A 13,203-nucleotide genomic window follows, 5' to 3' on the forward strand; every position below is an offset into this window, starting at 1 on the left:
GGGATGATGAAATTGACAGAGGTAGGCTACTGGTTTATCGGTTTTGCTTTGGCTTATACCGCATTTTTAATTATTATGGGGCAAGTTGCGAAAAGACGAGCATTGGATGGTACGGGGTTTTTTGTCGGAGGACGAAACTTTGGCACGTTGTTCGTTACCGTCTGCATTACTGGATTATTTTCAGGCTCCTCCTATATTGCTATCTTAGAACTCAGCTATATTACGGGTATTTCCGCTGTTTGGTATGGCGTAGCTGAAACGGTACAAATTTTAATCATCGCTTTAGTTATGATTACTCCGTTTCGAAAAAAAGCATTAGTTACGATTTCTGGTTTGATCGGTGATCATTTCGGTTCAAAAGTAAGGGGCCTTGCCGGTGCAATTACTGCCTTTACCTTTCCAATGTGGTCGGTCGCGACTGCACTTGCATTTGCATCTGCTCTTACCGTATTCACTGGTATTTCGATGGTTTGGTCCGTGGCCGTTACAGCCGTGACTCTGCTTGTCTATTTGCAATTTGGCGGAATGTGGTCCATCGGTTTTACACAGCTTAGCAACGTCATTGTCTTCTTTATCATGCTTGTGATCGGAACAATTGCCTTTTTTATCAATCCAGGGATTCAGGGAATAAGCGAATTATTTTCGCAACAGCCTGTCTATGCCGATTGGACGGCCGTCGGTATGCAAACCATTGTCGCCTGGTTTGGTACGTTTATTTTAAATGTTATTTTGGCGCAGGCCGCTTTCCAAATGTCTTTGTCATGTAAAACGGAAAAAGAAGGGCGACGGGGCTTACTTTATGCAGCCATCTTAGGAATACCCCTAATTATTGGGGCAGTAGCTTTTGGACTTGCAGCCGCTTACGTTGTTCCAGACCAGGCTCGTGGACTAGTTGCTGTTCCGCTTTATTTAATGGACACGCTACCCGCACCCCTTGTTGGATTGTTCTTTCTTGGCTTTTGGGCAGCAGCTTTGAGTTGGGGAGCTCCCTGCCAATTTTCCGGAGCAACAAGCCTTGGCAGAGATGTCGGAAAAGCCATGAACCCCCAAGCGAGCGATCAACAACTCGTAACTTATACAAAATGGTCGTTGGTACTGTTAACAGTGTTAATGATTGGTTTCGCTATGCTTCGTTCAGAGCAATCAGCCTGGTGGAACATCCTTGCATGGGTAACGCGAAACTCAGCAACATTCGCTCCTGTTATCGCAGCGTTATTTTGGCCGATTGTCACGAAGAGAGCTGCTCTTGTTTCCTTATTCTGCGGTTCGGCTTCAGGACTTCTCTGGTATCATCTTGGTAATTGGGATATAAATAACTTCTATTTGAATTCGCATCCTGTCTGGGTTGGAATGATCGTAAACATTGCAACACTTTGCCTTGTAACTTTGCTTGATAACGTAGGCCAAATTAAATACAGATATTCCAAATTCGGATTTTACGCGTTGTTTTCTGCAGTTGTACTAACTGTTTATACCATTTTCACAATTGACACACTTTTTTCAACAGGAATGTTAGGCATGGTGCTTTTCTTTATCGTATCGGCCACCTTTATAAGTTTAATCTGCTTTACAAATCAAAAAGAATCACTGAACAAAAGTTTGAAGAAAGTTATATAGAGGATTGAAACAATCGACGTTTACTAGGAATTAAAATCTAACAAAATTGAAGTCAGTTCGTTTAGAAAAGGGGCTTTTCAAACAGAGCAACAAGTCCAAGGATTTCATTTTTGATTGATGGACCAGAAAAAATCGGAGGTGAGAACAAAGCTACCACCCCGTAAGAATAAGTATTCTTCTCGTTCAACGGGTGGATTTAAATTGTGGGTAAGCTAGTAGCTAAGAAATTGGTTTTCAATTTTCAATATGATTGCATCGATATATACATAGATTTGAAATAAAGAATGATCAAAATGCATGATCGGACTATGTTTTGATCATTCTTTTTTACTTTTTATAACACTATCTTAAAGCTTCACCTATTTGCTAACGCTTTCTTCTTTCAGGCTTGGTCGGTTGAGCTTAAAGATTGAAATGTCATGATCTGTTTCTCCTGACATAGCTAATTGAGATAAAATTTCTCCTACAACACTTGCAAACTTGAATCCATGCCCCGAAAATCCAGCAGCAATAGAGATATGAGAGTGTTCAGGATGTTTATCAATGATGAAATGACCATCTGGGGTTCTTGTATACATACAGATTACGGCCTTCTTTAATTCCCCTGATGCTTTTGGCATAAAACGATCCAAGAATTCGCGAATATGACCTTCGTCATTCTCACCGGACCCGAATTCGCGGTTCATTGTGGAGGGATCAATTGGATCAACATATTCATGTCTACCTACCTTTACCCCACATCCGCCAAAGGTTGGGAAGCCGTAATAGATTGCTTTTGTATCACCTGACGGAACTTCAACCATAAAGGTTGGAAATGTATTCGCATTAAATAATGATTCATCTGCCTCAAACCAAGCAACAGGTTGACGGGACGGTATAAGTGGCAACTTCAGGTTAACTTTGGAAGCTATTTTCCCGCTCCAAGATCCAGCGCTAATGATTAGCTTATCCGCAGTAAATATTCCTTTTTTCGTGATAACTTTAACGGAATCTTCATAAGCCTCAATGTCTTCCACCGGGGCATTTATAGAAAACTCTGCACCGTGGTATTCTGCCAGTTCACGGTATGCTTGGATACAGTTTTCACTAAATAAGAATCCCGAGTTAGGTTCATAAAAAGCATTATAATCATCTGGAACATACAAACCTGGAAATTGTTTCTTCATCTCCGCCCCTGTAAGCTGTTCAACATCCAAGTTATATTCCTTCCCACTGATGATCGCTTCATCAATAAATGGTGCATCCCCTTTCGGACCGAAACCCATAGCACCGCATTGCATAAATATTTTATGGTGCGTCTTTTTTTCCAGTTCATCCCATAACACCTGAGACCGAAGTGCAAGCGGAACATATTCTCTCCCTTCTCCGTAAGCATGACGAATGATTCGTGTATCACCATAGTGACTTCCCTGATCATGTGGCGGATCAAAAGCATCAATTAATAGAGTCTTGACCCCTTGTCTTGCCAAATAATACCCAGCAGACATCCCCATGGAACCAGCGCCAACTACAATGACATCATAATGTTTTGTCATTCATAATCCCCCCATTTTTTTAAGTTCAAAAGTAGCACTTACTTGTTTTAAACACGGACCATGTATACGCTTACATTATGATGAAGTTGATCATCTACTATCATTATAGTAGATAGATAAGACCCTGTATAATAGCTAAAAATGATAGAATATATCAGTTTTACAGATTGGCATTTAAGTTTGGTTTTTATAAAAAAGTTTGATCATTATAGATGTGATCTTCCACAATCGGCCCTAAATAAAGCACAAAAAAAGAATCCAAGTTGGTTCAAAATGTATCTTCTAGGAATCTCTCACCTTACGCTACGTTTTGTTTCAAGTGACCTATCGTCATTATTTTTATCCTTTTTATCCTCGATAACATTTTTTATACTTTTAATAATCATTAAAGCTAATAAGAGTATCCCTACATACCCGTTAATTACATAAACAATATTTACAAGCCTATCAAACGGAATATTTAATCCAACAAATGTTCCTATAACTGTTAGTATTATCGTAATATATTTAAACTTACTACTCTTTTCATTTGCAATTTTGGATGAAACTGTCCAAAGTAGTGGTACAGCTGTAGTGTAGATTCCTGCTACAACTATCAATGAAAATATTACTGCTATACTAGGATGTATATTTCCTGCTAAAATTAATGAGGGCACTAAAGATTCTTCGACTTGCTGAATATTCGCCATAAGTCCTAAAGTTAGCACTATGACAGCTGCTGAAAAACCAAGCGCACCAAAAAGTGCACCAAAAGATGCTGTTTTTTTGTTTACTGCTGTTGCTCCCATTGTAGACATAAATGCAGCTAGCCATAGCATACAAAATCCTACATAAGAAGCCGCTGCGTATATCCAATTACTTGATGCCTTTAATAAATCTAAATCAGGTATAATCTGACTAGCCTTACTTAAACCGAAAGGATTCATAATAATAGCTGAAATTCCTAATAGTATAGCCATAACACATATTACTGGTCCGATCTTACCGATTACATCAATTATTTTGTTAAGCCCAAATATTACCGTAACCCCTGCAAGTACGGCCAATCCTATACCACCTATTGAAACTGGAAGTTCAAATTGCTGTTTTAGTGTGGCTCCTGCTCCTCCAATCATTACAATAAAAGATAGATAAATAAACAATACTGAAAAGTAATCAAAAAATTTACCTATTTTCTTTCCACAATAATATGTGTAAATATCATTAGGTTTCGGAAATTTATTCTTATACCCTGTTATTATAAAACTTATTCCTACATACATAAAAAGGAGGAAAACTACTATTGCTCCAGCAATACCCATATATCCATATGCAACAAAATACTGCATTAATTCCTGTCCAGTTGCAAATCCTGAGCCAATTAAAAATGCTATAAAAGCTCCGCTAAAAGAAATAACTTGTTTAAAATCTACATTATTACTATCCATATATGCCCATCCCACTTTCTTTTTAAGTATAATACTAGACTCTTTTAAAACCCTGTCATATCAAAAGTAGTATAAACCTGCTTTATTTATAGAAATCGCTTTTAAAAATAACTTTAATTCAGATTAAAAGCACTGTTAAAACCAGCGGGTTCAAGTTTGCCATTGTTTCCCACCCTCTTTAAGTAAATCTTAACTCCGCTTTACAAACTATTTCTTCTTCCGTCATTTCAAACTAGCACCTCACTAAAAAATCTATTTTTTACTATTGGAAGCGTTTACAATTTTATTGAAATTGAAAACCCCAATGTAAAATAAAAATAACAAACCTTTCCAATTACAATAAACAATTCATGATGTCTTCGCTTAGGACGACCAACAACATATCATTCTGAATAACTGTGATAATGATTACGGGATTTGAACTGTTATGAAGATTCCAACTTGTTCAATGTGTAAATGTAGTATAAAATAAAATTATCTTCTTGGATAATGATTGGAAATGATGACTTGTATCATTATTAATGAAAGCTCGTAACCGGATTGAATGATTAAAGGGGGTTGCAAATGGAAATAAAAGATTTGCTTATTTTTCAAAGTGTTGCTTACCATGGAAGCATTAGCAAGGCTGCAAATGAACTATGTTATGTTCAATCACATGTGACTGCAAGAATTAAGTCCTTAGAATCAAACTTACAAACGCAACTATTTCATCGGCACAGCCGGGGAACAACGCTCAATTCTGAAGGAAAGAAACTTCTCAATTACTCAGAAAGAATTCTACTCATGCTAGATGAAATGGAAAAAGCATTTCAAGATTCCGACAATCCCTCAGGAACACTGGAAATTGGCACAGTTGAAACGGTTATTAAACTACCAGTCATTTTATCTACCTACCATAGAAACTACCCCAATGTTGATTTATCACTTTTAACTGGTGTCACAAAAGAATTAATCAATCAAATTTTGAAACGGAAACTGGATGGCGCATTTGTGACAGGTTTCGGCAATCACCCAGAAATCGAACAAGTTGAAGTATTCCAGGAAAGATTAGTTTTAATATCAAGTAATGAAAATATCCCTTTTGAAGATCTAAAAAGAAAACCACCGCTCGTTTTTAATGAAGGATGTAGTTATCGTGCAAATTTAGAAAGTTGGCTTTACGATGAAGGCATTATGAATGTAAAAGTGATGGAATTTGGCACATTAGAAACGATTTTAGGTAGTGTTAAATCCGGGCTTGGTATTAGTCTTGTCCCACAATCCTCAGTTCATCAATTAGAAATGGATGGTGCTATTCAGTGCCACGTTATTCCTGAAAAATACAGCAAGATATCAACTGTTTTTATTCGGCATGCAGACTCATACTTAACAAATACGCTGGAAAAATTTATCGAAACGATTCAGGATTTAACAGCTATCGATTATCCACCTATAGATAAGCCGATTTAAAATGAATTAATAAAATGTTATTACTATGTTATAAGTCATCATTTTTACTGATAACAACCATCAATATTAGCTATTTTACCTGATGACAATTAGCGCTTATGATATGGATTAAGACCACATGTTACAAAGCAAGGGAGGTACATTACTTTAATATACAGTACTTAGAAATAGGGCGGGAGGAATATGAATGACTAATAAAGGTGTTGTCTATACAAAACCAGGAGAAGTAGACGTTCAAGAAATTGGATTCCCTGAGCTTGTATTAAAGGATGGTGCAGGGGTTAACCCATTAAACGTCGGTCGAAAATGTGAACACGGTGTAATTTTAAAAGTTGTAACGACTAACATTTGCGGTAGTGACCAACATATGGTTCGCGGGAGAACAACTGCCCCATCTGGACTTGTTCTTGGACATGAAATTACTGGTGAAGTCATTGAAACTGGACGAGATGTAGAGTTTATTAAAACGGGAGATCTTGTATCTGTTCCATTTAATATTGCTTGTGGCCGTTGTAAAAGTTGTAAGCAGCAAGACACGCATATTTGTGAAAATGTCAATCCGGATCGCCCCGGTTCCGCTTATGGTTATGTAGATATGGGCGGTTGGGTCGGCGGCCAATCTGAATACGTGATGGTCCCCTACGCCGATTTCCAACTATTAAAGTTTCCTGATAAAGATCAGGCAATGGAAAAAATTCTTGATTTAACTATGCTGTCTGATATCTTCCCTACTGGATACCATGGCGCGGTAAGTGCAGGCGTGAAAACAGGCTCAACAGTATATGTTGCTGGGGCAGGTCCTGTAGGACTAGCAGCTGCCCATGCCGCACAGATACTCGGTGCATCGGTTGTTATAGTTGGGGACTTAATTGAAGAGCGTCTTGCTCAAGCAAGGAGCTTCGGCTGTGAGACTGTAAACTTACGCGAGCATGCTAATCTGGAAGAACAAATAGAACAAATCTTAGGAGATCCAGAAGTGGACTGTGCAATTGATGCGGTCGGATTTGAGGCAAGTGGTCACGGAGAAGACACTGACGAAGCCCCTGCTACTGTACTAAATTCTATCATGGGTGTCACGCGAGCTGGTGGTCGTTTAGGAATTCCTGGACTCTATGTAACTGGTGATCCTGGCGCTAAGGATAAGGATGCACAACAAGGATCGTTAAGTATCCGTTTCGGTTTAGGTTTTGCCAAAGCACATACATTTGTTACTGGGCAAACACCAGTGATGAAATACCATCGAGATTTAATGAAAGCCATTTTAAGTGGTAAAGCACAAATTGCTAAAGCTGTAAATGCAACGGTAATTTCTCTAGATCAAGCCCCTGCCGGATATAAAGAATTTGATGGTGGCGTGGCAAAAAAATTCGTCATTGACCCGCATGGCATGTTGAAATGATATTTTACGATGATGGTGATTTCTTTTATCAATAATGGGATGACAAAGATACAATAATTTCATCCCTCGAATTATCTAGATATTTCAAAGGAGGAATTTATAATGAGTAAAATAAATTTAGAGGTAGCAAAGCAATTAATCGATGGTGCTGAAAAAGAAGCACAAAATATTGGCGTTAATATGGTCATTTCAGTTATGGATAATGGTGGTAATCTGATTGCAACACACCGCATGGATGATGCTTGGTTAGCTAGCATAGAAATCGCTCAAAATAAAGCTTGGACTTCCGCTGCATTAACAATGCCAACTGGAGATTTAGCTGAAGCGACTGTTCCGCATGCTGAACTATACGGGTTAAATACAACAAATAACGGTCGAATCGTTGTATTCGGTGGCGGTTTCCCGCTTGTCAAAGACGATAAAGTTGTAGGAACTGTTGGTGTGAGTGGCAGTACATGGGAGCATGATGTCCAGGTAGCACAGGCAGCTGTGAAAGTATTTGATAATTTGAAAGTAAGTGTTTAGTTAGCAGAAGTATTGATGCTATAAGAACTTTATATACTTGCGTATGACCTTTGTGGGAGAGTTCGGATTTATTCCGTCACCGAAGGAGCAAATTCCCAAAAATAACCTTGGGCGTTAATCTCTCAGGTCCAAAGACCACAATGGGAAGCATCTCTGGAGAGCGCGAAAGCCACCCACGGGGAAGACTCGTCATGAGTTAAACTCTCAGGTAAAAAGGACTGAGAAAGGTACATTATCGTATCTTTCTTTGTCCTTTTTTGTTTTTCAACTGTATTAAAAAATTTAGGAGGGATTCCATGAGTTTAGAAATCAATCCAAGAAGTAGCATCAGTTTAAATAAAACAGTAGAAAAAATCACTTGCACCTACACCCCATTTTGGCAGTAAATTCATTATCAAAATGGGGTGCTTAAATTCTCCTTCAGATCCTAACCTCAATCATAGAAAAGCATCAAATCAAATGAACACTTGCTTGATATTAATAAAACATATTACAATAGTATTAATAGTATAGATTATGATGTTAGGGAAGCCCATTTTTGCAACATTATTATCTATCCTAAACTAAGTAACAGAAGAGAGTAACAAGTTTGACGGGACATACATATGTATTCTTTTTAAAATAAAGCAAATTGTGAGGTGTAAAAAATGAATCTTGAACATCCATCTGAAGAAAATTTAAAATTTATGTTAGAAGAATTAGCAGATCGCCTTAAGGTTGCTAATCGTAGTCTATTGGATTACGAGGATTATGATTTGGATAAATATGATGACATAAAATTCATGTATGATATGGTTGTGCAAAAAGGGCATTTAAGTGCGTCCGAAACGCAAGCATTTATTGATGAATTAAGATCTGTAAGAAAAGCATAAAGTTTTATTTAATTAAGGCTGTATTTCACATCGTGAAGTACAGCCTTGCTACTTTTCCCCTAGTCATTAAAGGTATCTAATGCGTGCTTAGCCGCGCGTTGTTCCGCTTCTTTCTTCGTACGGCCCACACCTGAACCTGCTTTTTGATCTTTTACATACACTTCTGTAACAAATTCCTTGCTATGTGATGGCCCTTTTTCGTCAACTATTTTGTATTCGATATTCTGGTTTTTATACTGTTGGACCAATTCTTGTAATTGACTTTTATAATCCATCGCATGCGAAAAAGCACCGGTACTGATTTTCGGGAAAACAAATTCGTTTAAAAAGCTTATAGCTTGATCATAACCTTGATCAAGGTAAAGCGCTCCAAGGAATGACTCAAAAACATCCGCTAATAACGCTGGTCGATCGCGACCTCCTGTTTGTTCTTCTCCTCGCCCAAGCAAAATGTACTCTCCAAAGCCTAAATCGCGTGAAAAGTTCTCCAAGGATGGTTCACATACAATTGCTGCACGTAATTTTGTCATTTCTCCTTCAGGCATCTTTTCATTATTTCGATATAAATATTGGGATACACCAAGTTCTAATACTGCGTCACCTAAAAATTCTAATCGTTCATTATCCGAAAACACTTTTCCCTGATGCTCATTCACATACGATGAATGTGTAAAAGCCTGCTCTAACAATTTATGATTATTAAATTTAATATGAAGTTTCTCTTCAAGTTGTTTGCTATTCATTTGTGTCACCTGCTTCTGTTGAATATACGGAAAGCCTCGCATGTAGCGAGACTTTCTCTTTATAGTTATTAGGACTTAATACTGTTTATGTAGTTAACAGCATCACCAACTGTATTAATTTTTTCAGCTTCTTCATCAGCAATTTCCATATCGAATTCATCTTCAAGTTCCATTACTAACTCAACTACATCAAGTGAATCTGCATCTAAATCTTCTTTAAAAGATGCCTCCATTGTTACTTTGGACTCTTCCACTTCTAAACGCTCAACAATAAGTTCTTTTACACGATCAAAAACGTCTGCCATAGTCATTTCACCTCCCTTCAAAGTTATTTTATTTTAAAATAAGCCCACTCCGCTTTTCTTTCTACATCACCATTCCGCCGTCTATGTTTAGAGTTTGGCCCGTCATATAGCTAGAATCTTCGGATGCGAGGAAGCGCACTACTCTTGCTACGTCTTCTGCTTGTCCCAATTTTCCTAGTGGAATCATGGCAAGCATACCTGCACGTTGTTCTTCCGTCAACTCATCTGTCATATCCGTAGCGATAAATCCAGGTGCTACCGCATTCACTAAAATATTACGTGATGCCAGTTCCTTTGCAGTTGATTTTGTCAAACCAATAACTCCGGCTTTCGCTGCGACATAGTTAGCTTGTCCTGGGTTACCACTCACACCTACAATAGAGGAGACGTTGATAATTTTCCCGCTTTTTTGTTTCATCATTTGACGGGTTACTGCTTTTGTACACATAAAAACACCTTTTAGATTTGTATTTATAACTTGATCAAATTCTTCCTCTTTCATACGCATCAGCAAATTGTCTCGAGTTATTCCGGCGTTATTTACCAGAATATCAAGGCTTCCAAACTGGCTTATGACCTCTTTTATCATGTCTTTTACATTTGCTTCGTTTGCCACGTCAGCCTGTACTTTAAAAGCTTTCACGCCCATTTGCTCAATTTCCTCTACGACTGCTTGTGCCTTCGCTTCACTACCAGCATAGTTTACAGCAACATTCGCACCTTGTTTAGCTAGTTCAAGTGCGATTGCTTTTCCAATACCTCGTGAAGCTCCTGTAACTAAAGCGCTCTTCCCTTGTAACATTACGCGTCCTCCTTGTACCATGAAATAAACTTTTCCATAGATGCAGGGTCTTGGATAGTAAATGTAGGTGTTTTTCGATCTATCTTCTTAACCAATCCACTTAATACTTTCCCATTTCCTACCTCAACAAATGCGTCTACACCTTTTTCCATCATATTCCGAATGGATTCTTCAAAACGAACCGGTGAATAAAGTTGCTTAATTAATAGTTCTTTGATCTCTTCATGTTCTGTAACAGGTTTAGCTGTAACGTTAGCGTATACAGGAATGTTACCATCTGTAATCGAAATTGCTTCTAGTTTTGCAGCAAATTTTTTATTTGCTGCCTTCATTAATCTGGAATGAAATGGCCCACTAACATTCAACGCAAGAACCCGTTTTGCTCCGTTTTCTTTCAAAACGACAGAAGCGTGATCAATACCCTCTTTTGTACCTGAAATAACGATTTGTCCAGGGCAATTGATATTTGCTAGATCAACTATTTCTTCTGATTCTATCGAAGTTAACACTTCTTCTACTTTTTCTGATGATAGCCCTAAAACTGCAGCCATTGCACCTTTTCCAGCAGGGAAGGCTTCCTCCATTAATTTACCGCGTGTCGCAACCAATTGAACTGCTTCTTCAAGTGATAGTGCCCCTGCAGCAACCAATGCGCTATATTCTCCAAGACTATGACCAACAGCCATAACCGGTTGTACGCCTGATTTCACTAAAAGTGTATGTACTGCAATGCTTGAAAGCAATAATGCTGGTTGTGCGTTTTGTGTTGCAGTCAATGTTTCTTCTGGGCCGTTAAACATAATTTCTGATAATGGCAAACTTAAAACCTCGTCTGCCTCTTGATACATTTCTTTTATTTCAGGATATGCATCATAAAATGACTTTCCCATGCCAATTTCCTGTGACCCTTGACCTGGAAACATAAATGCTACTCGTTTCATTCTTTTTCCCCCTTGCTTATCTCAATTTCTGATATCGTGTTTTCAATGGTCTTTGTGACCTCAAATTCAACCATATGGCATGCTTGTTTAATTGCGCTATGGATTGCTCTTCGGTTTGATGAACCGTGCGCTTTAATAACTGGTGAAGCTAATCCAAAAAGTCCTGCACCACCATATTCACTATAATCTAGTTTTCCTTTTAGACTTTTTAAATCCCCTTTAATCATACCTGCAGCCATTTTTGTTTTAAACGAAGACATAAATGTTTCTTTTAACAATTGGAAGACGGCTTGGGATGTACCTTCTATCGTCTTCAAGGCAATGTTACCAGTAAATCCATCTGTTACGACAACATCAGCTGCACCACCTAACAGATCACGAGCTTCTACATTCCCCACAAAATTAACTGGCGCCTCTTTCAAGAGTGCAAAAGCTTTCTTCGTTAGGTCATTACCCTTACCGTCCTCTGTGCCAACATTCATCAGCCCAACAGCCGGATTTTTTATTCCACGTACTTTTTCTGTATAAATAGAACCCATAATTCCGTATTGCAAAAGATGATTGGGCTTGGCGTCAACATTTGCACCCACATCAAGCAATACAAACCCTTTTCCATCAATTGTAGGTAGTGTCGGGCTTAGTGCTGGTCGTTCAATACCTGCGATTCGACCAACGCCAAATAATCCGGCCGTCATTAGTGCACCAGTATTCCCTGCTGATATACAAGCATCAACACGTCCTTCTTTAACTTCCTTTGCCATTAACACAATGGAGGCATCTTTCTTTTTACGAACTGCTCGTACAGGTTCATCTTCACTAGTAATTACTTCGTTTGTATGTAGGACACTTATCCTGGTTTGGTTCGTTAAGATTGGATTTATTTTCTCACTGTCACCTATTAAAACAATTTCTAAGTCCTTGATAGCTTCAATGGCGTCCATTGCACCCAATATGATCTCTTTTGGAGCATGGTCACCGCCCATAGCATCAATGGCTAATTTCATTTGAATGTTCCCCTTTTTGTTCGTTTAACCGAAACATATAAAATAATCCTTTAAAAACTACTTCTTGATCAACATAACTCGTGACGCGGACAAGCGTTAATCCTTTCTCATTTTCACCTTCCACAAACGCTTTTGCTACTACTCGTTCTCCTTCTTTAACCTGCCTGGTAAAAGCTAGTTCCGTTTTGGCAGTTAACGCAAATTCATCGTTAATGACAGCAACAGCTAGCGAATTTGCTTGGGCAAATAAATGATGGCCTCTTGCTATTTTATTTCGAGAAAAAACATGTTCCGCGTTGATATTCAGAATTGAAATGGCACGGTTGTCAAGATCAAGGTCAATTACCTCACCGATTACTTCTTCTAATGGCAAAGCCCTTACTGTTTCATTCCATTGATTCGTTGCCATCGACTTTATTCGCTCACGTAATTCTGGAATCGCGTGTTCCATCCGATCTAAACGAATGGTTTGAATACTAACCTCAAATTTCCGCGCTAGTTCCTCGTCTGTAATAAAAGGAGTTTCCGCTATCGTTTCTATTAAAGATCGTTGTCTCTCTATCTTGGTTCGTTTCATTTAGGAC

13 protein-coding genes and 2 riboswitches are annotated in these 13,203 nt (G+C 38.4%); of the genes, 5 read left to right on the forward strand and 8 right to left on the reverse strand.

Annotated elements, in window-relative coordinates; genetic code table 11:
* Positions 1-12 precede the first annotated feature (12 nt).
* Positions 13-1,617 carry a sodium:solute symporter family protein gene (locus CFK40_RS12480; protein WP_089532616.1) on the forward strand — a complete coding sequence of 535 codons (1,605 nt, stop codon included), beginning with the start codon at positions 13-15 and terminating at the stop codon, positions 1,615-1,617.
* 359 nt (positions 1,618-1,976) lie between these two features.
* Here the strand turns inward: CFK40_RS12480 and solA are convergent, their stop codons facing one another.
* On the reverse strand, positions 1,977-3,152 hold the full coding sequence (gene solA / locus CFK40_RS12485; protein ID WP_089532617.1) for an N-methyl-L-tryptophan oxidase: 1,176 nt from the start codon (positions 3,150-3,152) through the stop codon (positions 1,977-1,979).
* Positions 3,153-3,445: 293 nt separating this feature from the next.
* Complete coding sequence (locus tag CFK40_RS12490) at positions 3,446-4,579, reverse strand: YkvI family membrane protein (RefSeq protein WP_089532618.1); 1,134 nt, start codon at positions 4,577-4,579, stop codon at positions 3,446-3,448.
* Between the two features lie 564 nt (positions 4,580-5,143).
* Between CFK40_RS12490 and CFK40_RS12495 the strand changes: the two genes are divergently transcribed.
* The 4 genes from CFK40_RS12495 to CFK40_RS12510 all read left to right on the forward strand — a co-directional run bounded on the left by CFK40_RS12495 (position 5,144) and on the right by CFK40_RS12510 (position 8,824).
* Positions 5,144-6,028, forward strand: coding sequence for a LysR family transcriptional regulator (locus tag CFK40_RS12495; RefSeq protein ID WP_089532619.1), 885 nt, complete (start codon positions 5,144-5,146; stop codon positions 6,026-6,028).
* A gap of 187 nt (positions 6,029-6,215) precedes the next feature.
* Positions 6,216-7,427, forward strand: a complete 1,212-nt coding sequence (fdhA, locus tag CFK40_RS12500; protein WP_089532620.1) for a formaldehyde dehydrogenase, glutathione-independent — start codon at positions 6,216-6,218, stop codon at positions 7,425-7,427.
* Between the two features lie 102 nt (positions 7,428-7,529).
* Positions 7,530-7,952: a GlcG/HbpS family heme-binding protein gene (locus tag CFK40_RS12505; RefSeq protein ID WP_089532621.1), complete on the forward strand. Its 423-nt coding sequence runs from the start codon at positions 7,530-7,532 to the stop codon at positions 7,950-7,952.
* 43 nt (positions 7,953-7,995) lie between these two features.
* A riboswitch (glycine riboswitch) is annotated at positions 7,996-8,100 on the forward strand.
* 2 nt (positions 8,101-8,102) lie between these two features.
* A riboswitch (glycine riboswitch) is annotated at positions 8,103-8,176 on the forward strand.
* Between the two features lie 423 nt (positions 8,177-8,599).
* Positions 8,600-8,824 carry a DUF1128 domain-containing protein gene (locus tag CFK40_RS12510; protein ID WP_089532622.1) on the forward strand — a complete coding sequence of 75 codons (225 nt, stop codon included), beginning with the start codon at positions 8,600-8,602 and terminating at the stop codon, positions 8,822-8,824.
* Between the two features lie 59 nt (positions 8,825-8,883).
* Here CFK40_RS12510 and rnc read toward each other — a convergent pair whose 3' ends face one another.
* From rnc to fapR, 6 genes are all read right to left on the reverse strand, one after another.
* Positions 8,884-9,567 (reverse strand): ribonuclease III, encoded by a 684-nt coding sequence (rnc, locus tag CFK40_RS12515; protein ID WP_089534383.1) that lies wholly within the window; start codon positions 9,565-9,567, stop codon positions 8,884-8,886.
* A gap of 68 nt (positions 9,568-9,635) precedes the next feature.
* Positions 9,636-9,872 (reverse strand): acyl carrier protein, encoded by a 237-nt coding sequence (acpP, locus tag CFK40_RS12520; RefSeq protein WP_089532623.1) that lies wholly within the window; start codon positions 9,870-9,872, stop codon positions 9,636-9,638.
* Between the two features lie 61 nt (positions 9,873-9,933).
* Positions 9,934-10,674, reverse strand: coding sequence for a 3-oxoacyl-[acyl-carrier-protein] reductase (fabG, locus tag CFK40_RS12525; RefSeq protein WP_089532624.1), 741 nt, complete (start codon positions 10,672-10,674; stop codon positions 9,934-9,936).
* A complete protein-coding gene (gene fabD / locus CFK40_RS12530) occupies positions 10,674-11,615 on the reverse strand; it encodes an ACP S-malonyltransferase (RefSeq protein ID WP_089532625.1) in 942 nt (313 codons plus the stop codon). The genes fabG and fabD overlap by 1 nt, the downstream gene beginning before the upstream one ends.
* A complete protein-coding gene (plsX, locus tag CFK40_RS12535; protein ID WP_089532626.1) occupies positions 11,612-12,619 on the reverse strand; it encodes a phosphate acyltransferase PlsX in 1,008 nt (335 codons plus the stop codon). Before plsX ends, fabD begins: the two co-directional genes overlap by 4 nt.
* Positions 12,603-13,196 carry a transcription factor FapR gene (fapR, locus tag CFK40_RS12540; RefSeq protein WP_089532627.1) on the reverse strand — a complete coding sequence of 198 codons (594 nt, stop codon included), beginning with the start codon at positions 13,194-13,196 and terminating at the stop codon, positions 12,603-12,605. Before fapR ends, plsX begins: the two co-directional genes overlap by 17 nt.
* Between the last annotated feature and the right edge of the window lie 7 nt (positions 13,197-13,203).

Source organism: Virgibacillus necropolis, from assembly GCF_002224365.1.
Classification (GTDB): domain Bacteria; phylum Bacillota; class Bacilli; order Bacillales; family Amphibacillaceae; genus Virgibacillus_F; species Virgibacillus_F necropolis.

Bases quoted from the DNA above. Each gene is read 5' to 3' on its own strand.
- CFK40_RS12495 (WP_089532619.1), top strand. From the start codon at position 5,144: ATGGAAATAAAAGATTTGCTTATTTTTCAAAGTGTTGCTTACCATGGA.
- CFK40_RS12505 (WP_089532621.1), top strand. From the start codon at position 7,530: ATGAGTAAAATAAATTTAGAGGTAGCAAAGCAATTAATCGATGGTGCT.
- CFK40_RS12490 (WP_089532618.1), bottom strand. From the start codon at position 4,579: ATGGATAGTAATAATGTAGATTTTAAACAAGTTATTTCTTTTAGCGGA.
- plsX (WP_089532626.1), bottom strand. From the start codon at position 12,619: ATGAAATTAGCCATTGATGCTATGGGCGGTGACCATGCTCCAAAAGAG.
- fabD (WP_089532625.1), bottom strand. From the start codon at position 11,615: ATGAAACGAGTAGCATTTATGTTTCCAGGTCAAGGGTCACAGGAAATT.
- solA (WP_089532617.1), bottom strand. From the start codon at position 3,152: ATGACAAAACATTATGATGTCATTGTAGTTGGCGCTGGTTCCATGGGG.
- fabG (WP_089532624.1), bottom strand. From the start codon at position 10,674: ATGTTACAAGGGAAGAGCGCTTTAGTTACAGGAGCTTCACGAGGTATT.
- CFK40_RS12510 (WP_089532622.1), top strand. From the start codon at position 8,600: ATGAATCTTGAACATCCATCTGAAGAAAATTTAAAATTTATGTTAGAA.
- fapR (WP_089532627.1), bottom strand. From the start codon at position 13,196: ATGAAACGAACCAAGATAGAGAGACAACGATCTTTAATAGAAACGATA.
- acpP (WP_089532623.1), bottom strand. From the start codon at position 9,872: ATGGCAGACGTTTTTGATCGTGTAAAAGAACTTATTGTTGAGCGTTTA.
- rnc (WP_089534383.1), bottom strand. From the start codon at position 9,567: ATGAATAGCAAACAACTTGAAGAGAAACTTCATATTAAATTTAATAAT.
- fdhA (WP_089532620.1), top strand. From the start codon at position 6,216: ATGACTAATAAAGGTGTTGTCTATACAAAACCAGGAGAAGTAGACGTT.